Source organism: Balneolales bacterium ANBcel1 (assembly GCA_029688905.1).
In the GTDB taxonomy this organism is placed as follows: Bacteria; Bacteroidota; Rhodothermia; order Balneolales; family Natronogracilivirgulaceae; genus SLLW01.
The window spans coordinates 313,700-339,813 of the sequence record JARULB010000003.1; the positions used below are offsets into that span (position 1 = coordinate 313,700).

Below are 26,114 nucleotides of genomic sequence, written 5' to 3' on the forward strand. Positions count from 1 at the left end.
CCTATGGCAGGCAAGGGAACCCGCCTCCGTCCCCACACCCTCACCACTCCCAAACCGCTTTTACCCGTGGCCGGAACCATGCTAATTGAGCGTATCATCGGCTCATTTGCAGCTTCCCTCGATCGCGAAATTTCGGAAATCGCATTTGTTCTGGGAGATTTCGGCAAGGACGTCGAGCAGCAGCTTTCACAAATGACGCAGCGCTTTGGAGCGAAAGCATCATTCTATTATCAGCTGGAGGCTCTCGGCACCGCTCATGCTGTTAATTGTGCCGCTGAGTCTCTGACTGGGGAAGTGATTGTAGCCTTTGCGGACACCCTGTTCGAGGTTGATGGCGCCATTGACCTGGAAGGTGCCGACAGTGTCATCTGGCTGAAGAAAGTGGAGGACCCGTCCCGGTACGGCGTTGCCCTGCTGGAAGAGGGGCAAATCACCGGATTTGTGGAAAAGCCATCGGAGCCTGTTTCGGACATGGCAATTATCGGCGTGTACTACTTCCGCGACGGTGAACGACTGCAGAAGGAGCTACAATATCTGATGGACAATGACATCCGTGGACACAAAAGTGAGTTCGACCTCACGGACGCAATAGACCGCCTTTTGAAACAAAACGCGGTTTTTCGTCCAGCTGATGTCTCTCAATGGCTTGATTTCGGGACGATCCCGGCCTGGATCTCATCTACTGCCGAAGTGCTGGAACGCATGGAATCCCGGCCGGATCTCGCCTCCAGGTACCCCGGCTCCACAATCATCCAACCCTGCCACATCGGAGACGGAGTAACGATCAAAAATTCTGTCATTGGTCCCTGTGCCAGTATCGGCGACGGTTGTAGCATTGAAGATTCAGAGGTAAGCCACAGCATTATTCTGGATCGGGCAGTGATCCGGAACTCGCAGCTGGAGCGCTCCACAGTTGGTTCCGCGGCCGAGATAGAAGGCTGCCGGCAGGAGATTCACCTGGGTGACTACTCCACCATTCGGGGGTAGGATAGCAGAATCGGGATGCAAATATCGTGGGTCAAACCGTCCGGCTACTTGACGATGGTAACCATGCCGCTCAGGTTGTGCAGCATGTAGTTTGTGATTCCACCGGATGTGATATCCACCGCCGAGGAGCTGAAGTCGGCCCCGCCCATGAACAGGTGATCCACATCCAGACGCTTCAACAATTCCACGAGCTTTTTTCGGGGGTCTCCCACTTCCACGACAATCCTGATGTTTTTATCGTCCGTCCCCTTCTCTGAAAACCTGAGCGCCTCTTTCCTGAGCAGTTTTTCCGACTGTTCAACTTCTTTGGGCAATCCCTCCCGGCCAACTCCCATGGGGTCCGATACAACATTGACGATATACACGACCGGCTTTTCCGGCAGGGAGTTGTATAGCCCGGCCGCATACTGCAAAGATTGATTTGCAAATGGCGAACCGTCCGTAGCTATCATCCATGTTTTGGGAAGTTCCACAGCAATAATAATATGTGTTTGTCTGAACCGGCTAATTCATCAGCAATCGACGGGAGTTGTTCAGAAATACAAAAAGCGCCTGACATCCTCGTAGGCAAGAAGCTACAAAATCTCACCTAATTATTCTATGGCTTTCAATATTATTTGTCACGCAGCGTTTCGTGATGCCGCGCATGTTCCCCTTCCGGCTCAAGATGAGCGGTTACGATAACATGGCCGCCCAGCTGATCCATTATTTTTTTCTCGAGAATTGTGGCTTCCCTGTGGGCCTTTTCCAGATCCACTCCGGGCTTGAAAAGCAAATGAAATTCGATCCACAGTGTACTCCCGGTACTCCGGTGCCTCAAGTCGTGCCAGCCCGAAATGTAATCACCTGCTTGCCCGTCAAGAATGCCTCTTATCTTGGCATCCGTTTCCGGATCGGTTTGATCCATCAATCCGGTAGTCGCATAACGGACCAGGCGATACCCCTCCAGAGATATGTAAAGGGCGATTCCCATGGCTACAAGGGCATCCAGAAACAGAAGACCGGTTCTTGATATCAGAATCAGAGTTACCAGTACTCCCCCGCTGGTATAGACATCGGTAAGGGTATGCTTTCCGTTGCCTATCAGGATCATGCTGTTTTCCTGTTTGCCGGTACGAACCAGGTACAGGCCAAGTACCAGGTTGATGAACGCGGAAATAAAAATGATGGCGGCACCGGCTTCGAGATTGAATACCTGGATCCCCCTGAAGAGGCTCATCACCGATTGGTAGCATATTGTCAGGGCCGCGACAAGAATGAGCATGCCTTCGGCTCCGACTGCAAAAAAGCCAATGCGTTCGTGCCCATAGGGATGGTCCAGGTCTGGCGGTTTTTGACTCAGATAGATACCGAAAGTGGAAAACCCGACAGCGAATACATGTATAAAACTTTCCGCAGCATCGGAAAGCACACTGTTGGCACCGGTATAGAGATAGGCCGAAAGTTTGATCAAAAACACAATAATTGATACCACCAGACTGACGGTTATCGCTCTCTGGGTCCGGTTGTGGGCAGGCTCTGTACTGGTCGGTGCAGTCTTTTTTTTACTCATTTCAAAACATATGGCATCCCACTATTTCTATGTCGGCTCAAAATATCCCAAACAAAAGCAGAATCAAACCAATCAGAATTAAAATGATCATTATCTTTAACCTCCAGAATCTTTTTATTCTTTCTCAAAAAGTTTTGAGGTTTTGCAGGATCTTCCAGAATCTTACCGGCAGCTTTTTCGAATCATATCTGAGGCCGTCTCTGAATTAGGGCAGAAGACCTATGTCATTGGGGGTCTGGTCAGGGACTACTATCTGCGCCGCATCGATCCCGGACACACATACGATATCGATCTGGTAACGGTCGGATCCGGCATCCGAGCGGCAGAAGCGGTAGCGGAAAAGCTTGGAACGGACAAAATTGCTACGTATCGCCGTTTTGGAACAGCTCGTGTTACGTACCGGCATTTTGTACTCGAGTTTGTCGGAGCCCGCAGGGAAAGTTACCGCTCCGACTCCCGCAAGCCGATAGTGGAAGACGGGACGCTGACAGATGACCAGTACCGGCGGGATTTTACCATCAATGCGTTGTCATGGTCTTTGAACCCTGAAGATTACGGACAGCTGAATGATCCCTTCCATGGAATGCGAGATCTTGAAAATGAGACTATTCGCACACCCGTGGATCCGGTCCGCACTTTCAGTGACGACCCCCTGCGCATGATGCGGGCCATCCGGTTTGCCTCGCAGCTGCACTTCAGTATTGACCCCGACACGAAAAAGGGGATTACAGAGTCTGCCGAAAGGCTGGACATCGTCTCTCGGGAACGCATAGCAGACGAACTCAATAAAATTGTGATGAGCGACCTGCCTTCCATCGGGTTTCAACTGATGCTCGACACGGGGCTGCTGAAACGCGTTTTACCGGAGTTGTGTGATCTGCAGGGTGTGGAGGAAGTACATGGAATTCGTCACAAAGACAATTTTTGGCACACCCTGAAGGTACTTGACAATGTCGCCATGGTCTCCGACAATCTCTGGCTCCGTTGGGCGGCGATTTTGCACGATATTGCCAAACCTGCGACAAAACGGTTCCATCCGAAACAGGGCTGGACATTTCACGGGCATGATGCTGTCGGTGCCAGAATGGTGGGGGCCATTTTTCGTCGCATCGGTCTCCCCCTTGACGAGCGTATGCGCTATGTGAAAAAACTGGTTCGTCTCCATTTGAGGCCTATCGCGCTTGTTGATGAAATCGTAACAGACAGCGCTGTTCGTCGACTTCTTTTCGACGCCGGCGATGATATAGAAGATCTGATGACTCTGTGCCGGGCCGATATTACCAGCAAAAATGACCGCAAGGTCAAGCAGTACCTTCAAAACTTCGATCTGGTTGAGAAAAAAATTGCTGAGGTTGAAGAAAAAGACCGGATACGTAACTGGAAACCGCCGATTGGCGGTGAGGAGATCATGGAGATTTGCGGTATCGGTCCCGGCAGAGAAGTTGGCACGATTAAATCCATGATTCAGGAAGCCATTTTGAGTGGAACGATTGCCAACTCACGCGAAGAAGCCATCGCGTACCTTCATTCCATAAAAGACTCCGTTTTGAATAACCGACAATCCCGGAACCATAACCAGTAGCTGTTTTGAACGATACCGATGACACTCTTTGGGTGGCGCGCTCCCCTGCAAAAATCAACCTTGGTTTGCAGGTACTGGGAAAACTCCCAAATGGATATCATGAAATATCCACCGGCTTCTGTTTCATAAACTGGAATGACCGGTTTGAGGTACGACGCGCTTCCTCATTCTCTCTCTCGATGTCAGATGACCGGCTGCCTGTCGATCATACCAATCTCATTGTCAAAGCGGTACATTTGCTCAAGCGGTATGTTGCACTGGATGATGCCTACTCCGTGTATGTCGACAAGATGATCCCGTTTGGAGCCGGCCTTGGCGGCGGAAGCAGCAATGCTGCCACCGTATTGAGAATCCTGAACAAAATCTCAGGTCTGGACATGCAGATTACTGAGCTACAATCACTTGTAGGATACCTCGGCGCCGATATCCCCATCTTTTTGCATGGAAAACCCGGCATCGGATCCGGCATCGGCACCGAAATATCGTTCCACGACATACAACCGGATGCCTGGATTGTTACGGTATTTCCCGATATCCATGTTTCAACCGCGGAGGCTTACCGGCACTGCCGGTCCAACGAAACCCCCGATTTTACGGTGGAACACATCCTGATGAACGAACCGCTGGAAGAGTGGCGTTATCTCCTTGAGAACGATCTGGAGCCATGGGTCATCCATCAACACCCGATGATCGGCGATATCAAGGATCAGCTCTATGAACTTGGAGCCGATTATGCGGCAATGAGTGGAAGCGGATCGGCTGTGTACGGTCTTTTTCCACAAGAGTTTGTGGCTGTTGACGCTCTGAATCAGCTGGCGGAATGGAAATTGCAGGTCAATATCACCCCTCCCGCACATGTTCCCGATATCGGCGTTTATCGCAGTTCCTGAGTTTTTCCGGTTTACTTTCGGTTCGACTTTCCGTAATTGTGAAAATTATTGCAATTGTTGCCCGCGACTTGATTTTGGCGATGTAACCGCTTACATTTTATTTCTTCTCTTCACCTTTTAACTCACCTCTTGCCATGATCAAAACGAATGACGACATCACCAAGGCCATGGATTCCGAATCCCTGAAGCTTGACATTCAAAGGCACCTCCGGTTTACGCTGGCCAAGTCCAGGTACTCGACCACGCAATGGGACAAGTTTCGCAGTGTTGCGTTAACTGCACTGGACCGTCTCCATGACCGCTGGATCGACACCCAGGAGCATTATTACGATGTGGATGCCAAGCGGGTCTATTATATCTCCATGGAGTTTCTGATAGGCCGTTTGCTCGACAACATGCTGGTGAACCTGGATATTCTGGATGAAGTCAAGGAAGCGCTGGATGCTCTTGGAATGGACTACGACCATGTTAAGGAGAACGAGTTTGACGCCGGCCTTGGCAATGGCGGCCTGGGCCGTCTGGCCGCCTGTTTCCTCGACTCCATGGCTACATTGGGCATACCAGGTTACGGGTATGGTATCCGATACGATTTTGGCATTTTCCACCAGCAGATCAAGAACGGGTTTCAGGTTGAGCAGCCGGACATGTGGCTTCAATTCGGCAATCCCTGGGATGTGGTGAGGCCAAAAATTCTCTACCCGGTCAATTTCTACGGTGAATCGGTCCCCTATACCGACTCCCAGGGGCAGACCCGGTTCAAGTGGGTAAATACACAGAAGGTTAACGCGCTTGCGTTTGACACACCGGTTCCCGGCTACAAAAACGATGTAGTGAACAATCTCCGGTTGTGGAAAGCCAGCTCGTCGAAAGCCATTGACCTGCACTCTTTCAGTCAGGGAGAATACATAGACGCCGTTCGCGATTCCCAGCTGCAGGAGAATATTTCGCGGGTACTCTACCCCAACGACAAGGTATTTGTCGGACAGGAGCTTCGACTCAAGCAGGAGTATTTCCTGGTTTGCGCGACTCTTCAGGACATTGTACGACGGTTCAAGAAGGTCCACAACGACTGGCGCAAGTTTCCCGACAAAGTGGCCATCCAGTGTAATGACACCCACCCGAACCTTGCCATCCCCGAACTGATGCGCGTACTGATCGATGAAGAGGGGCTCGACTGGGAAACCTCCTGGGATATTACGCGGCGTTCCATCAACTATACCAACCATACCGTACTGCCGGAAGCGCTGGAAACATGGCCGGTTCCGCTTATGCGCAACTTGCTGCCCCGCCACCTGCAGATCATCTATGAAATCAACAAACGGTTCCTCAATCATGTGAGGGACACCTTCGGCAACGATGTCAATCGCGTCCGCAGAATGTCCATTATCAGTGAAGGCGAAAAGCCGTCGGTTCAGATGGCAACTCTGGGCATCGTCGGCTCCAAAAAAGTCAATGGAGTGGCAAGGCTGCACACGGAACTCATTAAAAAGACCATCTTCAAGGACTTTTTCGAGCTCTATCCTGATAAGTTTGTAAACATGACCAACGGCATCACCCCGCGCCGCTGGCTGAAGCAGTGTAACCCAAGGCTGTCGGATCTGATTACCGAGCACATTGGAGACGGCTGGATTACCGACCTCAAACAACTGAAAAAGTTTGATGATATCGCTTCGGAAGATGAGGGAATCCGTGAGAAATTTACAAATATCAAACGGGAAAACAAGATGGACCTCATCGACTTCATCAAGTCGAAGTACGGCGTGGCCCTGAATCCCGATTCGATTTTTGATATTCAGATCAAACGGATTCATGAGTACAAGCGCCAGCTTCTGGTAGCAATGCACACCGCCACACTTTATAACCGGATCAAGGCGAATCCTGATGCCGATTTCCAGCCACGCACCGTACTGTTCTCAGGAAAAGCGGCACCCGGCTACACCATGGCAAAACTCCAGATCAAGCTGATCAACTCCATTGCGGAGAAGATCAACAACGATCCGGACACCAAAGACAAACTTTCGTGCCTCTTCCTTGAGAACTATACCGTTTCGCTGGCGGAGCGCCTGATACCCGCCGCGGACCTGTCCGAGCAAACCTCTACGGCCGGAATGGAAGCTTCCGGAACCGGAAACATGAAGTTTGCCCTGAACGGAGCGCTCACCATCGGCACCCTTGACGGCGCCAATATCGAGATCCGGGAGGAAGTCGGTGAGGAGAATATCTTTATTTTCGGAATGACCGATGAGGAGGTCGAGCAAAAGCGGCGGGAAGGGTATCAGCCCAGGGAGTATTACGAATCGGTACCCGAGCTTCAGGAAGTGCTGAATCAGATCCGGGACGGCTTTTTCGAGCCGGATGATCCCGAACTGTTCCACCCCATCATCAAATCCCTTCTGGATGAGGGAGATTACTTCATGGTGCTGGCCGATTTTGAGTCATACCTGCAGCAGCAGAAGGAGGTGGAGAAGCTCTACCGCAATCAAAAGGAGTGGATCAAAAAAGCGATCCATAACGTTTGCCGCGTTGGCAAGTTCTCCTCCGACCGTACCATCAGTGAGTATTCCGAGCAGATCTGGGAATGCAAGCCGGTCGATTTTCCAAAAAAGGACAAGTAGAATAGCGGCTAACCCTGCGGATTAACCCGGACGTTTTTTCCTGAATGGCATGATGGAAAAACGTCCGTGGTCTTGTGACTCTCACTGATCGGCGTCCTGGCTGCTCACGCTTTGCGGCGTATGATCAAAACCTTGGCTTTGGCTCATTAACCACCTTGTTACCCCCACAGGCTTGCGATTAATGACGAGGAGATTCCGGCTGGTACCTTGTCGATTGCCGGATAACTCCTCCAATCGAACGGGGAACCGATCGGCCAGTGAGGCGGCATGTGCTATTCCAGGATGAACCGGAACGTCACCGTGCCAAACTGGGACTCCTGCGGCACATTGGATGGAAGCCTTGAAAACCGCCATGTCCGCAGGGTACGAAGCACCTCTCTTTCGAGCTCCGGCTGGGCCTTGATGATGGGTTGCAGCCGGCCGACAGTGCCGTCGGGCCGAACTTCAAAACGGACGGAGATCACCGCCTCTGCCTCCGTCACATAGTTCGGAAGCGGCTGTACTACGGCTGCACGGCTGAAATCACCTTCCCACTCAAGCTGGAATGGTGCCGATCGGATGGGATCGGATCCCGTGCCCTGATCGACATCCACCCGCCCCCGGATTCCGCGAATATCCCCGGTTTCCTCCTCGCCGGCCTGTACTTCCTCATCCTGCTGAGCGGGTTGAGGGTCAGCGGCTTCTTCCTCCTCTTCGACTTCTTCAACCTCTTCAACAACAGCGGTCGGGTCTATCCTGTCGGTGTCGGGCGTCGTAACCACTTCTTCCGAAATCACCTCTTCGACCTGATCGGGGAGATCGACATCGCGCGCCGGCTCTTCGGGCTGAGGTTCGGGGCGGGGCTCTTCTGCAGGTTCGGGCTGAGGCTCTTCCGCAATGGTTTCCACGGGATCCGGACGGGTTTCCGGCTGTTGCTGCTCTTCGCGGGAAAACTCGGCAACCGTACCGTCCTGGAACTCCCCGAGGGTAACCTCGATAAATGCCATACGATCCGTCTGCCGGGGCTGTGTCACCATCAACCACGCGATGAGGAGCATGACAACGTGCATCACCAGTGTGATGCCGAGCCCAAATTTTTCTTCCCGGGTTAGTTTACGCATGGTTTCAGCGGCTGGCCCGTTCAGTGGCCATCATCATATTCAGGTTCAACGCTTTCCCAATGTTCATAACGTGAACCGCGTCGTCGATTATTGCGTTTTTATCGGCCCGTACCACCAGTGTCGCGTTGGGATGCATCCGGTTCTGTTCGCGAATGGAGGCGGCAACGTTGGCCCGCGGCACCGGGTCGCCCATCACATAAAAACTACCGTCATTGGTGATGGTCACATTAATGAAGTGCTGATCGGTCACGGCCGCGGTTTCCGCCCTGGGAATATCGACTCGTATTCCGAAATTGGTCACGAACGACGATGTCAGCAAAAAGAAAATCAGCAGAAGCAGAACGATGTCGGTCAGTCCGGCTGCCGCAAATATCGTCATCGGTTTCTTTACTTCGCTAGCGGACCGGAAGTTCATTGTGATACCGTTTGTTGTTGTTTTTTGGCGGCCGGTTTCTGAAGCAGATCGATAAAGCGTGTCGAGGAGTCCTCCAGGTCAAATATCATACGGTTCATGCGGCCCAGAAGGTAGTTGTAGAAGCCATAGGCGATGATGCCGACCGCGAGTCCGGAGGCGGTAGTAATCAGGGCCTCCCAGATACCTCCGGCCAGAACGCTCGGGTTGACGTTCCCTTCCAGGGTCTGAATCTGCTGAAACGCCTGGATCATACCGGTAACGGTTCCGAGAAAGCCAAGCAACGGCGCCACTCCGGCGATGGTTGCCAGCCAGTCCATTTTCTTCTCGAGAAAATGAACTTCCCGTTTTCCGGCATTTTTAATGGCATCGTCGATATCCTGAATCGGCCTTCCAAGACGTTTAATGCCCTGTTTCATAATCCGTGAAAAGGGCTTGTCCATTTCATCGCAGTATTGGAGGGCTCCCTGCATATCGCCTCTTTTTAAAATATCCTCGAGACTTCTCAGAAATCGCCGGTTGTCCATGGTTGAGTTGGATAAAACCCGCCATCGTTCGGCGATGACATAAATAGCCAACAGGGAGAGCAGCGTGATGGGGATCATCACAAAGCCACCCTCTACAAACATCTGGAGCCAGGAAATCTGGTCGGGGGCAGCGGCAACCGGCGGTTGCACTGCGTTATCAACGCCATTTTGAAACAGAAGCGTTGCAAGGGGCGAAAGTACCGATATCATGTAATGCCGAAAGGTTTAGGTTTTGGAGTATGGGGGTTATGGCCGCAACGAAGCATTAACGTATGCGAGCAATAAAGTTATTGTCCCGGTATGGGCGTGGAAGTTCGGAAATTGCATCTTCGGCATCGGAAACCGTTGCAAACTGGCCCACGCCAACACGCCAGGTGGTTCGTCCGTCTGTGGTCCCGGCCCGATACAATACGGCAAGATAGCCTTGTTCCGCAAAGCGCTCTTTTTCATAGTTTGCCCTTGTTTCACTGGAAAGTGAATGGAGCACAATCGTATAGGAGCCTGTTTGTATTTCGGTACCGGATCCCATTAATCCGTAAGGCGAAGGTTCCGGTGACGGTTCAATTACGTGTTCGGGCGGTGCCGTCGCCTCTCGCTCCGTGACCGTTGCGGAGGGATCCTCTGCCGGTGGCTGCTCGGCGTGATGCTGGCGATCCAGTCTCAGTCCATCAAAATGCAGTACAAACAAAATAGCAACAATGACAGCCGCAGCGATGGGAATTAACCACAGTTTTGATTCGGATTCTCTGCGCTTTCGCCGCTTGGGAGCATGTTTCTTTTTCATTCGCCCTGTACCCGCTGCTGCCTCTTTTTTATGAGCCGGTGGCGGATCCGATTCTTTTTGCTCCTGTTTTGCGGCATCATCCGTTTTAGAGACATCATCTTTAAGGCCGGCCGAAGGCTCTTCCTCCACCGACTCCGGCGGATCTGTTGTTTCAGGTTCTTCGGCCTTTTCCTCCTGTTTTGACGTCGCCTCTGCTTCGGTATCGCCGGACAGCAGCTTATCCTCTTTCGCAGGCTCATCCGCAGCGTGATCGTCCACAGGCTCCAAATCCTTATCGGCGTCAGCGGCTTCCGGCGCAACGGGTTGTTCTTCTGTATCGGGGGATTTTATACCGCTGCTTTTCCGGGCCGGGGCAGAGAGGATTTCTATCGGTTCCATACCGGCATACTTGTAGTTAATCTCTATAGCCAGTTCGGTCTCCGGTTCAAACACAAGCGCTCCATCCTGCCGTCGGAATGTTCCAAAACCGGCAGCGCGATAACTACCTTTTTCAGCAACGGCAGCATGAATTTTCTTCACCCAGGAATCCAGTATTTCTTCGGCATCCGGCGTCTTTACCTGAAGTGACTCTGCCAGCAATGCAATCAGATCGTCATGTGATAGTTTCATCCTCTCCTCACTTTTCAGGGGTAAAGGTTACAATATCTGCGGGCGGATCAAGCAGGATCGTGCCGTCTTTTTGCTGGCGATGATCCTGCTTTCTGTGCCGCACGGCAAACGTACCCAGACCTTTCACGGCAACATCGCGATGTTTCTTGAGCGCCCCGGTTATAATAGTTTGAATTGCTTTTTCCTGTTCCATAATAGATCACCAACGCAAGGTTATGCCTCCATAAATCTGCAACGGGCGTTCGTTATAATTTTGCCACACCTGGTATTCCTGATCCAGAAGGTTCAGCGCCTTGAAATAAACTCCGAAACTATCAAGGATCCGAAGGTCCGTTCGCAGGCCAAGCTGCAGATAACCGTCGACCGTTTCATTATTGCGAGCTGTTTTTCGTGTTCCCACGGCATTAAGCCACGTGGACATCTCAAGCCGGTCAACTGGCCTGGTCATGAAATGCGCCGACACCCTCCATCGGGGAACATACGGAATTTCCCCGGATGGAATCACGTCTTTATCCACGCTGGAATAATTCAGTCCAAACTCGACCGTAGTTGTGCTGCGCAGTGCGGATCCGTCGTGAGTCAATCCGCTATACCACTCCACATGGGTCGCGTCTTCTGTGTAATGTTTCTCGTAATAGACCCATGGCAGGTTCTCAAAGTTGTTGAAATACCCGAGGTTATAATACTGCCAGTAATCCATTCCGGTATATGCTTTCAGGTTGGACCGGATCATAATCCCGGAATGCAGACGGATATGCAGCCCCCTTTCATGCTCGACATCAAGTTCCCTTTGAAACGAGAACCTGTTTTCATCATAAATCTTTGACAGGGACGGGTCATTCACAAATCCACGCATCTGCAATGTAGCGGAAAAACGTCCTGCGCCCTGATATTTATATCTGACATCCGGATAAAGGTACAGGTCAAATTCATTAACCGGATCATAAAGCTGATAGAATCTGAGCCAGGCTTCTACAAGATGCGCATGGCCAAATACATGGCGATATCTGGCGCCCGCCGTATTAGTAAACCAGGAACCGGTATCATCTCCGCCGGTGTCGTAGAAGGCTCCGCTTGACCGAAGCTGGTATCCGAAGATCTGCTCCATCTGGCTTCCTTCCCGGAACCGGTTCAAATCGATGCTGTACCGTGTTTCGCTTGTACCAAGCTCATTGCCGGCCAACTGCTCCCCTCGATTATCAAAATGTCGGATTTCGGCTGAAGATTGCCATCCTCGCCAGGCGTTTTCAAGATATTCCCAGCGGCCTTCCATCCCGAAAGAATACTGCGAAAGCCGCAATGCGGAAAGAGAGTCCACGGTGATTCCGTGCGGTGTACCGGTGACAGGCGAGGTATATCCAAGCGGGGAGTAGTTGAAGTTGGATTCACCCGATACGCCAAGACCCCAGCGGTGACTTCCGGCCCTGCCGGTCCACTGTACCTCCCCGTTGAGGTCACGGAAGGAGCTGAAGTCACGATCCCCTTCTGAAGAATGGTGCCTGAAATCCAGGCCCAAACTTTGGTTTTCGCGCACGGGCATCTCGGAAATCACGGCCAGGTCGGGACTCATGAAAAAACCCGAACCGGCTTGTGCCAGTCCGCGGCGCCGGTCGGAGAACCTCACAAACTGTTTTTCGGGTTTCAAGGCAGGCTCCAGGTCTGACAAAGGGACTGCCGCGACTATTTCATCGTCCGACTCGATAAATGGCATCCTGTCGGGATCAACGCGAAACACCGGCCTGCGCGGACTGAACCCGAGTATCGGCTGCCTTGACAGCCCTTGAAACCGCACATCGAATTCCCCCCTGATTTCAATATCCTGAGGATCAATATCCGGAAGCAGCGTAGCCGGCGCGTCTTCCTGCTGCGCCATCACCGGTATCACCGCAACGGCAAGAAGAATTAAACCGGTAACAGTAATTTTTTGCGTCATTCTCATTCTTTATGATATCCTCATGTAATCAAACTTTTTGTAACAGCCGCAACGACTCTGATTGAAACGTTGACCGGCAGTAAATCGGTGTGGTTGACCAGGAAAAAAAATTAGCTTGAAATACCTTGCCGATTGTTCCTGGTTTTGTGGATTGCAAGCAATACAGGCGTAAAAACCAAAATAATAATCATCATTACCAAATGTGTAACAATTGCATATGCCACCCCTGTCGCTTCCGGCACGGCAAATAGCAGCAACAGAGAGCGGCTTACAAACCAGTGATAGGTACCGATTCCGCCGGGTGAGGGGATGGCGACTCCAAGCGCGGAAATCACGGTAATCACCATTGCCTCCTGCAGCCCGAGATTGAACTCGGTATGCATATTAAATGCTGTAAAAGGGATGTAGGTCATCAGCACATAGCAGAACCAGATTCCCGCCGTCAGCAGCAAAAAGAGCGGCCAGTTTTTGACATCCTTGATGCTGATCAGCCCCTTTAAAAATTTGATGGAGGTTTCGGTGAAAATCCGTTTCGCGTTTGCAACTGCGGGGATCCAGCTGCTGAGCAGCCGAAACAGCAAGTACCCCGCCAGCAGCAGTACAACGGCCGAGAGCAGAAGAATAATAGCATACTGAATCCCCTCCACGCTACCCGCCGCTTTGATCCAGAGAATGGTCTCTTCGCCAAATATCTGGGCAAAAAGAGTGTAATCCCGAAATAAATAGACGAATACAAACACGATCAGAACCAGCATAACAGCAAGGTCCAGAGCTCTTTCCAGTACTACGGTACCGATGAGCTTGGTTCTGCTGATCTGCTCACGGTTACCCACAAACACCGACCGGGAGAGTTCGCCCAGGCGGGGAACCGCATAATTCACCAGATAGCCAAGCATCACCCCGCTGAACAGCGTTAACCTGCTTGTTTTAACTCCTCCCTGCTCTATCAGCAGCCGCCATCGCTCCGCTCTTAAATAGTGGCTTGCCAGCGAAATAACCAGATAGGGCAAAAGCCAGTAGTACGTCAGTGTGTTAAGAGTCAGACGCACCTCATAAAACGAGACATCCTTGAGGGCAAGCCACAAAAACAGCAGCGCGACAGCCAGGCTTAGAATAAGGCGCAGATATTTGTGCATCATGAAATCATTTTCGAAGATCTATGATTTCAACGTCATCCGGATAGTCAAGTCGGAAGACATCTTCTTCCGGATCGATGTAGCGTGCCTCCGAAAACACGGTTCTGATGCGGTTATCCATTTGGTCCAGTGCCTCGATTTCAAGAGGCCTGAGCTCCTCATCCAGTCGAATCTTCACCTCTGTGAAAATTTCAAACGGATCGTCACTTCGCAACACAAATACCATGCTATCCCCGTCCTGGAAAGACTCCTCCACCAGGTAGATCTCTTCCGACTCAGAGAAAAAACGGGAGGGGGCAAAATCGTCTTCCCCGGGGTGATACTCGCTGATCACCAGTTTGTTCTGTACCGAATTGTACACTCTGGATATTTCACCATCCACCAGAACGGACTGGTGCTCAACGCTTACCCGGTAGCGGTCTTTCGCAATCCAGATTTTGCCTTCGGTCCAGTCGGTTTCGCCGGTGTAGGAGTCATAAAACTCGTGGGACATCCGGGCATGCAGAATACGCCCCTCTTCAAAGAGTGAACGCGCCTGTTCCAGCTCATTGGGTTCCCCGGCCGGTGTATTGGCCGGTGCCACGGTAACCATCCCCCCTGAAAAAAAACATGATATGGCAATCAGGCACAATGCAAAGCTGCGCATCGCCGAACGGTTCCATCCGGTACATTTCTCACTATTGTTCATCCAGTTCTCTTAACAGTTGCTCGAGTTCCTCTTCGTCCTCAACCAGCACTTCCCTGGCTGTGCTTCCCTGGTACGGACCGACAATGCCTGCTGCAAACAGCTGATCTATCAGCCGGCCGGCTCGGTTGTATCCCAGCTTCAGCTTTCTTTGGAGTAACGAAACCGAGCCCTGTTTATGCAACACAAGTACCCTTGCCGCCTCCTCAAACATCTCATCCCGTTCGCTTTTGTCGAGGGGACCGCCCTGGCTTTCCGGGTCTTCTATTTCCGGAAGATAATAGGGATGCTGATATCCTGCCTGATTACCGATAAATGCATTGATCCGCTCTACCTCCTCTGTTGAGACAAAGGCGTTCTGCAGGCGAATCATGCTGCCACCGCCCCCGTTGTAGAGCATATCGCCCCGTCCGACCAGCTGGTCGGCACCCATGGTATCGAGGATGGTTCTGGAGTCGATTTTTGATGCTACCCGGTATGCCACACGTGAGGGAAAGTTGGCTTTGATCGTTCCGGTAATTACGTTTACCGACGGGCGCTGCGTTGCAACCACCAGGTGAATGCCCACAGCACGTGCCAGTTGCGCCAGCCGTGCAATCGGTTCCTCGATCTGCTTGCCGGCGGTCATCATCAAGTCGGCCAGTTCGTCGATGATAACTACGATATAGGGCAGATAGCGGTGTCCGAGCTCCGCATCCAGCTCCTCTCCCTTCCATTTTTTGTTGTAGGTGGAAATGTCGCGCACCATAGCCATTTTGAGCAGCTCGTACCGATTGTCCATCTCCTTGCACACGCTGTTCAGAACCTGCAATACCTCCGATGTATCGGTAATAATCGGCTCGGATGCGTTCGGAAGTGTGGCCAGAAAGTGCTGCCGGATATTCCGGAACAGGGACAGCTCAATTTTCTTGGGGTCGATCATCACAAACTTCAGGTCGTCGGGATGGCACTTGTACAGCAAGCAGGTGATGATGGTATTGATTCCAACGGTTTTTCCCGATCCCGTTGCACCGGCCATCAGCAGGTGAGGAAGCCGAGCTAGGTCAACCATAAACACTTCGTTCTCGATGGTCCGGCCGAATGCCACCGGCAGCGTCATGGTCGTTTCTGCAAACTTGCGGGTATTTATCAGGGAGCGGATGTGCACAACCTCCGGTTTCCGGTTGGGCACTTCAATGCCGACGGCTGATTTCCCCGGAATGGGCGCGATAATCCTTAGGCCTTTTGTGGCCATTGCCATCTTCAAATCGTTGGCATAGCTTTCTATTTTGCTGATTTTTACATCCGGGGCGGGTTCAAGTTCGTAGAGCGTTACGGTGGGACCAACGATCGCCTCGATCGCGCGAATATCAATTCCGTGCCTGTTCAGTTTGTCCAGGATGATCATTTTGTTTCTGTTGATCTCCTCATAGTCCACTTCGTTACCTTCGTTCGGGGCTTTTTCGAGCAGATCAAGGGTCGGGAATTTGTATTTAATTTCCGGCTTTTCAACAGCTTTCTTGCGCTCCTTATCCAGTTTTCTCTTTCCGGCTTCTTCTTCGGGAGTGCCTCTATAGACGGTGATATCCAGATCCGATCCGTTTTCACCGGATGTGCTTTCGCCGGGATCACCTGCCGCGGGCTCCGTTTCTTCTGTTTCAGTCTGTGATGCCGGTTTTTCGAGCGCAGCTCTTGGCGGCATTCCTTCGGTGGTTCCGGCCTCTTCCTCTCTTCTTCTTGCCTCTTCCTTTTCCCTGGAAGACAGTACGATTTGTTCCCATCGCTTTTTCGGGTCCTCTTCTTCGGATGCTTTGTTTTTTGAGGCCGAAGACGGATCCGGTGATGCTTCCCGCGAGTGAGCCTGTCGGGTTGACGGCGCATCTTCCGTGTCATCACTCTGGTCGACTGTCCTGTTATCCCGACTCGTTTTTCTCGTTTCAAAAAAAGCTGCAACCCGGTTTGCGACAGCTTTCACCCCGTCAATTGCAGATTGTATATCGCGGCTGAACATCAGGGTTATCGCTATCAGGCTCAGACTTCCCAGGATAATAACGGGGCCATACTGCCCGGTCAAGGCTCTCAGTAAATGCGCCACCGCCAGTCCGGAGGTTCCGGCCCAGCTCGTTGAAACGGCATCAAATTCATTGTGGATCCACCCCATGATGGAGGCGGCGAGAATCATCACAAAAATCGCATAAAACGCTTTCATGTGTCCTTGCCGGAGGTCTTTGTGCCGAAAAATCCTCCACCCGTACACAAAGATCACAGTAACAAGGATCAGGGAGAGATAGCCAAAGAGGAAATTCACAAAAAAGTGGGAGAGGTATGCCCCAAGGGGACCCAGCCCGTTTTGAATACGAAGTGCGGGACCCTGACCGAAATCGAGCAGTGTCCTGAAATCGACGCTTTTAATAATCGCAAGATCTTCACTGCGGTAGGTGATGATGCTTACAGCAAAAGTAATCGCTATCGCCATGATCACGATTCCGAGCATCTCCATTTTTCTCTCATGTGAGAAAAATGGTTCTTTATTCTGCTTCTTTTTCGCCATTGCAACCTGTTCGAATTCTATTGATTAGTATCCCGCCCCAAACGGTACCGTTTTCCGGTAACGGTCTGCCTGCAAATCACTTTTTCTTAAAAAACGGCCTTTTTACAATTTCAGCTTCCGCTCCTTTATTTCTGATTTTGACGATCACGCTGTCGCCTGTTCGGCATTGACCGGCATCGAGGTATGCCATGGCTATCCCCCGGTTGTGCATCATCGACAAGCCTCCGCTGGTTACTTCGCCGAGATGTTCACCCGTTTCAGACACAACGGAACAACCGGCCCTTGGAATGCGGCCGGGCTCTTTCATCATCAGGGCGGACAGCCTGCGTTTCACTCCGTTTTGCTTCTGAATCAGTAATTCGTTTTTGCCCCTGAATTCTTTCTCCCACGATATCAGCCAGCCAAGACCGGCTTCGAGTGGTGTCGTTTCCTCCGAAAGGTCATTGCCATAAAGCGGCAGTCCGGCCTCCAGTCTCAGGGTATCCCGGGCGCCCAGGCCACAGGGTTGCAGGCCGCGGGACTCTCCGGCCTCCATAATATTTTCCCAGAGATCACATGCATTGACATGCCGGATATTGCAGTAGAGTTCAAATCCGGGCTCCCCGGTATAGCCGGTTGCAGAAACCAGAATATTGTCATAGTCCGAGATCTGCATCGAACGGAATTCAAAAGAGGGTATGGATTCCGGCTTATCCGGTGTGAGAGAAGTCAGAATTTCTGCCGCCTCCGGTCCCTGAAGTGCAATCAGGGCTATTTCATCGGAAATATTGCTGATCTCGGCCCGCCCCTGATTGACTTCAACGATCCAGTTCAGATCTTTTTCGATATTGGAGGCGTTCACTACCAGCATGAGCTCCTCTTTCGACAAACAATAAACCAGCAGATCGTCCACGATACCACCATGCTCTCTGCACATAACGGAGTATTGCGCTTTACCCGGTACCAGACGGGCGGCATCGTTCACAGAAAGATCCTGAACAACTTCCAGCGCTTTCTCTCCGTGTATCAAAATTTCACCCATGTGAGAGACATCGAATATGCCGGCTTTTCTTCGGACCGCAAAGTGCTCTTCTTTGATGCCACTGTACTGCAGCGGCATTTCAAATCCTGAAAAATCCAGCAGTCTGGCTTTTAACTGTCGATGAATCTCAAATAGCGGTGTTTTTTTCAGCATAATGGCGTGGTTTGATTTTCAATTGCCAAGATACAAAGATCAAAAAGCAATTGGGGTATTTTGATCCGGATATTTCACCGTTTATCGGGGTTGAATGTTATCATACTTCCATTTTTCGACCCTTGCACCCGCTCAATTTGTCGTTCACAACGGAGCGGTTATGCGCAAACTTTTTTTGATTCGGGCACGGTATCGGAAGTATATTCGTTACAACATAAATTTATTCAGTTTAAATCTAATGTAGTTTTTTTATGGCCATTACCAATGAAGATGTTCTGGACGCACTGCGAAATGTCATTGATCCTGATTTGGGAAAGGATCTGGTATCACTCAACATGATTGAAGACATTGTCGTCGATGGCAAGAAAGTCACTTTTACCGTCAATCTGACCACCCCGGCCTGTCCCATGAAAAGTGAGATAGAGCGGGCCTGTATCAATGCGGTCAAGCACCTGGTGGATGAAGAGGCGGAAGTCATCCCGAATATGAGTTCAAAGGTAACGGGAAGCCGGTCTGAGGGGCAGGGTGACCAGAATCTTCTCAAGGATGTGAAAAATGTGATTGCCGTTGCTTCCGGCAAGGGTGGCGTGGGTAAATCCACGGTTTCGGTGAACCTCGCAGTCTCTCTGGCCAAAACGGGTGCGAAAGTCGGGTTGGTTGATACGGATATTTACGGTCCGAGTATACCGACCATGTTTGACATTCACGAACGCCCGAATATCAATACCCGGCGCAAACTGGTTCCTCTGGAAAAGTTTGGCGTAAAGCTGCTTTCCATGGGCTTTCTGGTAAAGCAGGACGAGGCTGTGGTTTGGCGCGGGCCCATGGTTTCCAGTGCGGTGAAACAGTTCCTCAGCGAAACCGACTGGGGTGAACTGGATTACCTGATCCTGGATCTGCCTCCGGGAACCGGGGATATCCAGCTGACTATCGTTCAATCGGTACCGCTGACCGGCGCCATTATTGTTTCAACTCCGCAAAATGTAGCGCTGGATGACGCCAGAAAGGGCGTGGCCATGTTCAACAAGGTGAATGTCCCGGTACTGGGAATCGTCGAAAACATGGCGTTTTTCACTCCGCCGGATCTGCCCGACCGGAAGTATTATATCTTTGGCCGGGACGGTGCCCGAAACCTTGCGGAGAAAATGGGCGTGGCTTTTCTCGGAGAAATTCCGATTGAACAGCAGCTCAGAGAGAGCGGCGACAGCGGCAAGCCCATTGTCGAGAAGGATGCTTCCGCCGCCTCATCCATCGCATTCTCCAACATTGCACAGCGCACGGCCCAGCAAATTGCCATTCGCAATGCTACGGGAGCACCCACGGAAAAGGTGGAAATACTCTATCGGTAAAACCGGCGAAAGCTAGCGCGTCTCCTATTTTTCCCGGAGACGTGCGGCTTTTCCTCGCAGAGAGCGCAGATAGAAAAGTTTCGCGCGGCGTACTTTGCCTCTTTTCTTCACTTCAATTTTGGCAATGAAGGGAGAGTACAATGGAAAAACGCGTTCCACCCCAACGTTACTCGAAATTTTGCGGACGGTAAACGTTTGATTGGCGCCCCTGCCCTTGCGTGCAATGACAACGCCCAGGTACTGCTGAATACGCTCTTTGCCACCCTCGCGTACACGATAATGCACGTTCACCGAGTCACCCGCCTTGAAGTCAGGGAGGTCATCCTTGACTTGTGTTTGTTCAATTAAAGTAAGCTTTTCCATTGTTGTATTACCGATTGATTACGTTATAAGATAAAAATTTCAAAGGTCCGGGCGTATGTCCCGGGTTCGCTCCCGCGCCTTTTTTTCCCGCCATTTTCGGATGGCTTCATGGTTTCCCGAAGTCAGAACTTCCGGAATATCCAGTCCGCGAAATCTGGCGGGCCTGGTGTACACGGGGGCCGACAGGAATCCGTCCTGAAACGAGTCGTCCAGTGCGCTTTCGGCATCTCCAAGGACACCCGGAAGCAGCCTTACGATACCGTCAACGATCATCATGGCCGGCAACTCCCCGCCGGAAAGCACGTAGTCACCGACACTCACCTCCATGGTGACCAACTCGTCCCGCACCCGCTGATCAACGCCCTTATAGTGGCCGCATAACAGGATCAAATTTCGACACAATGACAGTGTGTTCACCGTGTGTTGTGTGAGTACCGGCGCATCCGGTGTTGGAAACAGCACCTGATCATACGTTCGTTGCTTCAGCAGCGGCTCAATACAGTCAAAAATGGGCTGCGGACTCATAACCAGGCCGGCGCCGCCTCCAAACGGATAATCATCCACTTTTCGGTGCTTGTCTGTGGAATACCGGCGGAGATCGTGAATCACGATATCAACCTTGTTCGCTTTTCGGGCTCTGCCCACAATACTGTGGTCCAGCGGACCCGTTAACAGCTCCGGAACCGCGGATATGATATCGATCCTCATTGTGTGTTCCATCTGACTTCCGCTAATCGAGATCCTCAAGCTCAGCCGTGTTTCTGGTGATGATCCGCATGGCGGCGTCATCTACTTCCACGACAAACACTTCCAATCGAGGAATCAGTATCGTTTTTTCTTCGGTTCTGACAGCCATCACGGGATAAGCCGGCGTTTCAATTACATCGGAAACCGTGCCCATGACCGTCTCATCATCACGAAAAACCCGGTAGCCGATGATATTCTGCTGCTGTTGTACCGACTCCGTGCTGTGCTCGGTCATCACATGAAAACCACGAAGAGATGATGCTTCCGTGCGTGTTTGGATTCCTTCAAGTTGTACAAAGAACAAATTCCGATTCCGGTCATTCTGAGCCCGGACTTCCTCAATCCGATAGGGCACCCATTGACTTTCCGGATAACGGATGAACACCAAATCATTAACTTCCAGCGGAAACTCACGGTCACCGACATCCAGCAGGAACCCTCCGCGGGTTCCGTGCGCTTTGACAATAACCCCCAGCTCATTCAGGCCGGGGCTTGATTTCGCTGACATAGGCAGTCGTACCTGAGCCCTGGGCTTCCGTACCTATTTCTTATCCTCTTTGGATTCTTTGTCGGAAGAGGCTTCTTTATCACCGGCAGCAGCGTCTTTTGATTCAGCCGCATCCTGCTTCGGAGCTTCCTCTTTTTCAGCGGAATCGGCTTCTTTCTTTTCTTCGGTCTTCTCTGCTTCCGGAGCTTTTTCTTCTTTTGACTCTGCCATGGGGGCATCCGCCTCTTTCGCGTCCGCTTTCTCCTCAGCCGCTTCAGGGCCTTTCTCTTCGCCAGCTTCAGGGCCGGACTCTTCAGCCGCCGCCTTTTCCTCTTCGGCTTTTCTTGCCGCTTCAGCCGCCACTTTCACTTTTTCGGCCTCTTCCCTGGCACGTTTTTCCTGCTCTTTCTTGAACGCCTCTTCCTCCGCCTTCAGCTGATCTTTCATGCGCTGAGCTTTGGTTTGCGCCGGCTTTTCGCCTTTTTTGCGGTCCTCTTTCCAGGCAGAAATCGTTTCATCAATCTCTTCAGCGGATTTTCCCCAACGCTCCAGATGGAGTCTGTAAAAAATCCCCTCTTTTTTGAGGATTGAATAAACCGTATCGGTCGGCTGGGCACCATTTTTAATCCAGTGAACAGCGCGGTCAACATCGAGTCGCAGCAGTGATGGATCCTTTGTCGGGCTGAAGCGCCCAAGGTCTTCTATGATGCGCCCGTCGCGCTTGGTACGAATGTCCGCTACTACAATGTGGTAGTAGGGGAATCTTTTTCTTCCGTGTCGTTGTAATCTGATTTTAACCAATGTTTGCTCCTAAACAGGTTTATGGTTGTTCCTATTGTAATTTTTGTTGCCCGGTCAAGTTCTTCAACCCCTCCATGGCCCGACCCATCTTGTTCATCTTGGTCATGGTTTTCATCATTTTTTTCATCTGGTTGAATTGCTTTAAAAGATCATTGACCTCCTTTACAGAGGTTCCCGAGCCATTTGCTATTCTTTTCCTGCGACTCCCATTAATGAGCTGCGGTTTTCGCCGTTCATCAATGGTCATGGAGTTGATGATGGCCTCTACCGGCTTGAGAGCATCATCATCGATTTCGGCATCACCCAGCTGCTTGCTCATTCCGGGAATCATGCCCACAAGATCCTTCATGGACCCCATTTTCTTGACCTGCTGCAATTGCCCGTAGAAATCCTCCAGGTTAAAGGTGTTGGAGGAAATTTTTGATTGCAGCTTTCTGGCCTGAACTTCATCGTACTGCTGCTGCGCTTTTTCCACCAGCGAAACAACATCTCCCATCCCCAATATGCGCTGGGCCATTCTGTCGGGATAAAACGGGGATATCGTATCCATCCCTTCGCCGGTACTCATGAACTTGATCGGCTTGTTGACCACGGTTTTGATGGATATGGCCGCACCACCACGGGTATCCCCGTCAAGCTTGGTGAGCACCACTCCGTCAAAATCAATCTGCTGATCAAACTCCTTTGCCGTATTCACAGCATCCTGGCCCGTCATGGCGTCCACAACAAACAGCACTTCATTGGCGCCAACCGTCGACTTGATTTTCGACACTTCAGCCATCATATGCTCATCCACATGCATACGTCCGGCCGTATCAATAATCAAAACATCGCGGGCCTGCTTTTTGGCTTCCGCCAGCGACTCTCTCGCTGTTCGAATGGCATCCTTCTCATCAATCGAAAAAACGGGGACCTCTATTTGTCCACCGAGTGTTTTCAGCTGATCTACAGCGGCAGGGCGGTATACATCGGCGGCGGCCAGCATCGGACTCTTTCCCTGCTCTTTGAGCCATTTCGCCAATTTGGCGGAAAATGTGGTTTTTCCCGAACCCTGTAAACCGGCGATCAAAATCACCGTCGGCGGAGCCTGGCTGAACGTGATCTCCTCACGGGTCTCGCCAAGCACCGACACCAGCTCATCATAGACAATTTTTGTAAACTGCTGGCCCGGCGTTACACTGGCAACCACTCCCAGGCCAAGCGCCTTCTCCTTGACAGATGCCGTAATGGAACGGGCCACCTCGTAGTTTACATCCGCGTCCAGAAGGGCACGGCGAATTTCGCGGACAGTCTCTGCGACATTTATGTCGCTCAAACGCGCCTGGCCTGTAACAGACTTAAAGGCGTTTTCTAATTTACTGGAAAGATCTTCAAACATTGGGTGCTGCCCTATCCGTATGCAAGGTTCCCGCGAACGGAAATATGTTCACATTGTAATGGACTCGAAAAGTCAGGAAAAATATGGAGAATATGCACCCAAATCAACTTTTACTTTTTAATAATATACACTTTATCCACATTGGTAAAGCATCGTTTGTTACCTCTTCGGTTTTTAGCTACTTTTAGGCATCTGAAAACCAGCACGGTAACTTTTTTTTTGAAGCATGGATAACATGAAGAAACACAATTTGCTAGACGGCAAGAACGGATTAATTTTCGGCGCTCTTGATGAGAATAGTATTGCATGGCATGTCGCACGGGCTTGCAAGCGCGAAGGCGCTTCATTCACCCTGACCAACGCCCCCATCGCCATGCGGTTCGGTCAGTTGGATAAACTCGCCAAAGAGACGGGCGCTGATGTTATCTCATGCGATGTAACCGATGAAAAAGATGTCATCAAACTCATACAGCAAACCGTAGAGAAGAGCGGAAAGCTGGATTTTGTTTTGCACGCTGTCGGAATGTCTCCGAATATCCGCAAGGGCATCGATTACCAGAAGCTGAACTACAAACTGATGCAGCAAACACTGGAAATATCCGCCATATCGCTGCACAAGATTTTGAAAACATGCATGGAACAGGATGCATTGAATGAACGGGCCAGCGTCATCGCCCTCACCTACATCGGAGCACAGCGTGTTTTTTCGAAATACTCAGATATGAATGATGCAAAAGCGCTCCTGGAAAGCATCGCCAGAAATTTTGGCAGCCGACTGGGCCATAAAGGAATACGCGTTAATACCGTCTCCCAGGGTCCTACCAAAACTTCTGCTGGAACCGGCATCAGGGGATTCGATGCCATGTATGATTTTGCCGAACTGCTTGCTCCTTTGGGGAACCCTTCCGCACAGGAGTGCGCCGATTATTGCGTTACCCTCTTTTCCGACCTCACCGCCAAAGTAACCATGCAGAATTTATTTCATGATGGTGGTTTTTCTACAAATGGCATCAGCGAACAGCTCATTTGGGATCTTGCGGAACTGAAGAAGCAGATGGAGTAACGGTAACATCACCGGCCCTACTGGAATTTCTGTTTTATTGTAACTACAGGAGTTACTGATATGAAAACACGGATCCTTGGAGTTGATCCAGGCTCAAGAGTGACCGGCTATGCCATCCTGGATTGTCAGACTAACACGTTTGTTTCTCCCTGCTGTGATACTTTGAGCCTGACGGATATTGCAGATCCTCACGAGCGGCTCTTGCGCCTTTACTCATTTTTCTCAGAGCTGATCAATTCTTACAAGCCTGACTACTGTTCCATTGAAACACCCGTGTATGGAAAAGATCCGGCGGCGATGCTCAAACTCGGACGAGCACAGGCGGCCATAATAATGGCTACACTTCATGCGGATGTTCCTTTGCACGAGTACTATCCAAAAGCGGTGAAAAAAGCCATCACCGGCAACGGGAATGCCAATAAGGACCAGGTCGCTTACATGCTTGGAAAAATGATATCCCTGCCCGAAAACCGCCTCACGAACGATGCAACCGACGCACTTGCTGTTGCCTGGTGCCACCATCAGAAGATTTCCGACCCGTCATTGACCAATACGCACGAGCAGCCACGCTCAAAGAGCAGAAATCGCAAGAACAGCTGGGCGTCTTTTGTGGATAATCATCCGGATCGGATTCGAACCTGATGCTCCTGGCCGGAATTTCTACTGCACCAAAACTTCCAACCCATGATTGCTTTTTTACACGGAACAATTCACGCAAAAGCCAGTGGTGAAGTGTTGCTGGATGTAAACGGAGTTGGATATCGGGTGCGAATTTCCAATCATACTCTTGACAAGATTCCTGCGACCGGCGAATTGTTCAGAATTCACATCCATCATCACATTTCCGAAAACGACCAGCAGCTTTTCGGATTTGCTTCCCGGGAGGAAAAGAATCTCTTTGAATTACTGATTACGGTCAAGAGTATCGGTCCGAGGCTCGCTCTGGCGCTTTTGTCGGCCATGCCTCCAAACGACATCATTGACGCGATTCTACACCAGGACCCCGGTTTGATTGCAAAAAGTCCCGGTATTGGCAAAAAGTCTGCAGAACGAATTGTTCTGGAGCTTCGCGATAAACTTGGAGAAATTGCCGCCAGTCATTCTTCGGGTATAGAAACCGGATCTGTTCTCCATGAAACGGTATCCGCGCTTGAAGCTCTGGGGTATCCCGGGTCACTTGCCCGCAAAGCCGTACAGCAGGTTCTTAAACAGGATCAGACGCCTGACAATGTTCCAGAATTACTCAAACGATCCTTGAAGTTTCTTCAAACCTGAATTCTATCAGAAATTTGGGCCGGCACGTTCCAAATCGGATATTATCTGACAATCTGTTCAAGATATCTTTTTCTTACCTGCCTCGGTCGTTATGATATAGAAACATACTCCTAACTACTTTTGATGAAACATTCC

24 protein-coding genes and 1 pseudogene are annotated in these 26,114 nt (G+C 51.0%); 8 read left to right on the forward strand and 17 right to left on the reverse strand.

Annotated elements, in window-relative coordinates; genetic code table 11:
• Positions 1-3: 3 nt before the first annotated feature.
• Entirely contained in the window at positions 4-987 is a 984-nt protein-coding gene (locus tag QA596_05700) for a sugar phosphate nucleotidyltransferase (protein MDG5766953.1), read from the forward strand.
• Positions 988-1,031: 44 nt separating this feature from the next.
• On the opposite strand, the gene QA596_05705 is transcribed toward QA596_05700, so the two are convergent.
• Positions 1,032-1,439 (reverse strand): universal stress protein, encoded by a 408-nt coding sequence (locus QA596_05705; GenBank protein MDG5766954.1) that lies wholly within the window; start codon positions 1,437-1,439, stop codon positions 1,032-1,034.
• A gap of 161 nt (positions 1,440-1,600) precedes the next feature.
• Positions 1,601-2,539, reverse strand: a complete 939-nt coding sequence (locus QA596_05710) for a cation diffusion facilitator family transporter (GenBank protein ID MDG5766955.1) — start codon at positions 2,537-2,539, stop codon at positions 1,601-1,603.
• Between the two features lie 142 nt (positions 2,540-2,681).
• Between QA596_05710 and QA596_05715 the strand changes: the two genes are divergently transcribed.
• The 3 genes from QA596_05715 to QA596_05725 all read left to right on the forward strand — a co-directional run bounded on the left by QA596_05715 (position 2,682) and on the right by QA596_05725 (position 7,626).
• A complete protein-coding gene (locus tag QA596_05715; protein ID MDG5766956.1) occupies positions 2,682-4,121 on the forward strand; it encodes an HD domain-containing protein in 1,440 nt (479 codons plus the stop codon).
• 5 nt (positions 4,122-4,126) lie between these two features.
• On the forward strand, positions 4,127-5,011 hold the full coding sequence (gene ispE, locus QA596_05720) for a 4-(cytidine 5'-diphospho)-2-C-methyl-D-erythritol kinase (protein MDG5766957.1): 885 nt from the start codon (positions 4,127-4,129) through the stop codon (positions 5,009-5,011).
• Positions 5,012-5,145: 134 nt separating this feature from the next.
• On the forward strand, positions 5,146-7,626 hold the full coding sequence (locus tag QA596_05725; protein MDG5766958.1) for a glycogen/starch/alpha-glucan phosphorylase: 2,481 nt from the start codon (positions 5,146-5,148) through the stop codon (positions 7,624-7,626).
• A 272-nt stretch (positions 7,627-7,898) separates the two neighbouring features.
• Here the strand turns inward: QA596_05725 and QA596_05730 are convergent, their stop codons facing one another.
• The 10 genes from QA596_05730 to gcvT all read right to left on the reverse strand — a co-directional run bounded on the left by QA596_05730 (position 7,899) and on the right by gcvT (position 18,516).
• A complete protein-coding gene (locus QA596_05730; protein MDG5766959.1) occupies positions 7,899-8,726 on the reverse strand; it encodes an energy transducer TonB in 828 nt (275 codons plus the stop codon).
• 4 nt (positions 8,727-8,730) lie between these two features.
• Positions 8,731-9,141, reverse strand: a complete 411-nt coding sequence (locus tag QA596_05735) for a biopolymer transporter ExbD (protein ID MDG5766960.1) — start codon at positions 9,139-9,141, stop codon at positions 8,731-8,733.
• The gene (locus tag QA596_05740) at positions 9,138-9,875 is read right to left on the reverse strand and encodes a MotA/TolQ/ExbB proton channel family protein (GenBank protein ID MDG5766961.1); all 738 of its coding nucleotides are present in this window, start codon (positions 9,873-9,875) and stop codon (positions 9,138-9,140) included. Before QA596_05740 ends, QA596_05735 begins: the two co-directional genes overlap by 4 nt.
• Positions 9,876-9,930: 55 nt before the next feature.
• Complete coding sequence (locus QA596_05745) at positions 9,931-11,058, reverse strand: SPOR domain-containing protein (GenBank protein ID MDG5766962.1); 1,128 nt, start codon at positions 11,056-11,058, stop codon at positions 9,931-9,933.
• A gap of 7 nt (positions 11,059-11,065) precedes the next feature.
• Positions 11,066-11,251 (reverse strand): HU family DNA-binding protein, encoded by a 186-nt coding sequence (locus QA596_05750; protein ID MDG5766963.1) that lies wholly within the window; start codon positions 11,249-11,251, stop codon positions 11,066-11,068.
• A gap of 6 nt (positions 11,252-11,257) precedes the next feature.
• Positions 11,258-12,991: a hypothetical protein gene (locus QA596_05755; GenBank protein MDG5766964.1), complete on the reverse strand. Its 1,734-nt coding sequence runs from the start codon at positions 12,989-12,991 to the stop codon at positions 11,258-11,260.
• A gap of 110 nt (positions 12,992-13,101) precedes the next feature.
• A complete protein-coding gene (locus tag QA596_05760) occupies positions 13,102-14,130 on the reverse strand; it encodes a lysylphosphatidylglycerol synthase transmembrane domain-containing protein (GenBank protein ID MDG5766965.1) in 1,029 nt (342 codons plus the stop codon).
• Between the two features lie 4 nt (positions 14,131-14,134).
• The gene (locus tag QA596_05765) at positions 14,135-14,773 is read right to left on the reverse strand and encodes an outer membrane lipoprotein carrier protein LolA (protein ID MDG5766966.1); all 639 of its coding nucleotides are present in this window, start codon (positions 14,771-14,773) and stop codon (positions 14,135-14,137) included.
• Positions 14,774-14,804: 31 nt separating this feature from the next.
• Positions 14,805-17,342, reverse strand: coding sequence for a DNA translocase FtsK (locus QA596_05770; protein MDG5766967.1), 2,538 nt, complete (start codon positions 17,340-17,342; stop codon positions 14,805-14,807).
• 76 nt (positions 17,343-17,418) lie between these two features.
• Entirely contained in the window at positions 17,419-18,516 is a 1,098-nt protein-coding gene (gene gcvT, locus QA596_05775; protein ID MDG5766968.1) for a glycine cleavage system aminomethyltransferase GcvT, read from the reverse strand.
• 251 nt (positions 18,517-18,767) lie between these two features.
• Here gcvT and QA596_05780 point away from each other — a divergent pair, with 251 nt between their 5' ends.
• The gene (locus QA596_05780) at positions 18,768-19,865 is read left to right on the forward strand and encodes an Mrp/NBP35 family ATP-binding protein (GenBank protein MDG5766969.1); all 1,098 of its coding nucleotides are present in this window, start codon (positions 18,768-18,770) and stop codon (positions 19,863-19,865) included.
• Between the two features lie 24 nt (positions 19,866-19,889).
• Here QA596_05780 and rplS read toward each other — a convergent pair whose 3' ends face one another.
• The 5 genes and pseudogenes from rplS to ffh all read right to left on the reverse strand — a co-directional run bounded on the left by rplS (position 19,890) and on the right by ffh (position 23,641).
• Positions 19,890-20,228 carry a 50S ribosomal protein L19 gene (gene rplS, locus QA596_05785; protein ID MDG5766970.1) on the reverse strand — a complete coding sequence of 113 codons (339 nt, stop codon included), beginning with the start codon at positions 20,226-20,228 and terminating at the stop codon, positions 19,890-19,892.
• A gap of 39 nt (positions 20,229-20,267) precedes the next feature.
• Positions 20,268-20,948, reverse strand: coding sequence for a tRNA (guanosine(37)-N1)-methyltransferase TrmD (trmD, locus tag QA596_05790; protein MDG5766971.1), 681 nt, complete (start codon positions 20,946-20,948; stop codon positions 20,268-20,270).
• Between the two features lie 10 nt (positions 20,949-20,958).
• Entirely contained in the window at positions 20,959-21,483 is a 525-nt protein-coding gene (gene rimM, locus QA596_05795) for a ribosome maturation factor RimM (protein ID MDG5766972.1), read from the reverse strand.
• Positions 21,484-22,029: 546 nt separating this feature from the next.
• A pseudogene (gene rpsP, locus QA596_05800) lies at positions 22,030-22,263 on the reverse strand (30S ribosomal protein S16).
• A gap of 31 nt (positions 22,264-22,294) precedes the next feature.
• Positions 22,295-23,641, reverse strand: coding sequence for a signal recognition particle protein (gene ffh, locus QA596_05805; GenBank protein ID MDG5766973.1), 1,347 nt, complete (start codon positions 23,639-23,641; stop codon positions 22,295-22,297).
• 235 nt (positions 23,642-23,876) lie between these two features.
• On the opposite strand from ffh, the gene QA596_05810 reads away from it, so the two are divergent.
• The 3 genes from QA596_05810 to ruvA are packed head-to-tail and all read left to right on the forward strand — an operon-like array spanning position 23,877 to position 25,979.
• Complete coding sequence (locus QA596_05810; protein ID MDG5766974.1) at positions 23,877-24,704, forward strand: SDR family oxidoreductase; 828 nt, start codon at positions 23,877-23,879, stop codon at positions 24,702-24,704.
• A 60-nt stretch (positions 24,705-24,764) separates the two neighbouring features.
• Positions 24,765-25,346, forward strand: coding sequence for a crossover junction endodeoxyribonuclease RuvC (ruvC, locus tag QA596_05815; protein MDG5766975.1), 582 nt, complete (start codon positions 24,765-24,767; stop codon positions 25,344-25,346).
• 42 nt (positions 25,347-25,388) lie between these two features.
• Positions 25,389-25,979 carry a Holliday junction branch migration protein RuvA gene (gene ruvA / locus QA596_05820; protein MDG5766976.1) on the forward strand — a complete coding sequence of 197 codons (591 nt, stop codon included), beginning with the start codon at positions 25,389-25,391 and terminating at the stop codon, positions 25,977-25,979.
• Positions 25,980-26,114: the final 135 nt, after the last annotated feature.

Bases quoted from the DNA above. Each gene is read 5' to 3' on its own strand.
- QA596_05730 (MDG5766959.1), bottom strand. From the start codon at position 8,726: ATGCGTAAACTAACCCGGGAAGAAAAATTTGGGCTCGGCATCACACTG.
- QA596_05810 (MDG5766974.1), top strand. From the start codon at position 23,877: ATGAAGAAACACAATTTGCTAGACGGCAAGAACGGATTAATTTTCGGC.
- QA596_05735 (MDG5766960.1), bottom strand. From the start codon at position 9,141: ATGAACTTCCGGTCCGCTAGCGAAGTAAAGAAACCGATGACGATATTT.
- QA596_05760 (MDG5766965.1), bottom strand. From the start codon at position 14,130: ATGATGCACAAATATCTGCGCCTTATTCTAAGCCTGGCTGTCGCGCTG.
- ruvA (MDG5766976.1), top strand. From the start codon at position 25,389: ATGATTGCTTTTTTACACGGAACAATTCACGCAAAAGCCAGTGGTGAA.
- QA596_05725 (MDG5766958.1), top strand. From the start codon at position 5,146: ATGATCAAAACGAATGACGACATCACCAAGGCCATGGATTCCGAATCC.
- rimM (MDG5766972.1), bottom strand. From the start codon at position 21,483: ATGTCAGCGAAATCAAGCCCCGGCCTGAATGAGCTGGGGGTTATTGTC.
- QA596_05750 (MDG5766963.1), bottom strand. From the start codon at position 11,251: ATGGAACAGGAAAAAGCAATTCAAACTATTATAACCGGGGCGCTCAAG.
- gcvT (MDG5766968.1), bottom strand. From the start codon at position 18,516: ATGCTGAAAAAAACACCGCTATTTGAGATTCATCGACAGTTAAAAGCC.
- QA596_05770 (MDG5766967.1), bottom strand. From the start codon at position 17,342: ATGGCGAAAAAGAAGCAGAATAAAGAACCATTTTTCTCACATGAGAGA.
- QA596_05740 (MDG5766961.1), bottom strand. From the start codon at position 9,875: ATGATATCGGTACTTTCGCCCCTTGCAACGCTTCTGTTTCAAAATGGC.
- QA596_05745 (MDG5766962.1), bottom strand. From the start codon at position 11,058: ATGAAACTATCACATGACGATCTGATTGCATTGCTGGCAGAGTCACTT.
- QA596_05765 (MDG5766966.1), bottom strand. From the start codon at position 14,773: ATGCGCAGCTTTGCATTGTGCCTGATTGCCATATCATGTTTTTTTTCA.
- QA596_05755 (MDG5766964.1), bottom strand. From the start codon at position 12,991: ATGACGCAAAAAATTACTGTTACCGGTTTAATTCTTCTTGCCGTTGCG.
- ruvC (MDG5766975.1), top strand. From the start codon at position 24,765: ATGAAAACACGGATCCTTGGAGTTGATCCAGGCTCAAGAGTGACCGGC.
- ffh (MDG5766973.1), bottom strand. From the start codon at position 23,641: ATGTTTGAAGATCTTTCCAGTAAATTAGAAAACGCCTTTAAGTCTGTT.
- QA596_05780 (MDG5766969.1), top strand. From the start codon at position 18,768: ATGGCCATTACCAATGAAGATGTTCTGGACGCACTGCGAAATGTCATT.
- QA596_05700 (MDG5766953.1), top strand. From the start codon at position 4: ATGGCAGGCAAGGGAACCCGCCTCCGTCCCCACACCCTCACCACTCCC.
- QA596_05705 (MDG5766954.1), bottom strand. From the start codon at position 1,439: ATGATAGCTACGGACGGTTCGCCATTTGCAAATCAATCTTTGCAGTAT.
- QA596_05710 (MDG5766955.1), bottom strand. From the start codon at position 2,539: ATGAGTAAAAAAAAGACTGCACCGACCAGTACAGAGCCTGCCCACAAC.
- rplS (MDG5766970.1), bottom strand. From the start codon at position 20,228: ATGGAAAAGCTTACTTTAATTGAACAAACACAAGTCAAGGATGACCTC.
- trmD (MDG5766971.1), bottom strand. From the start codon at position 20,948: ATGGAACACACAATGAGGATCGATATCATATCCGCGGTTCCGGAGCTG.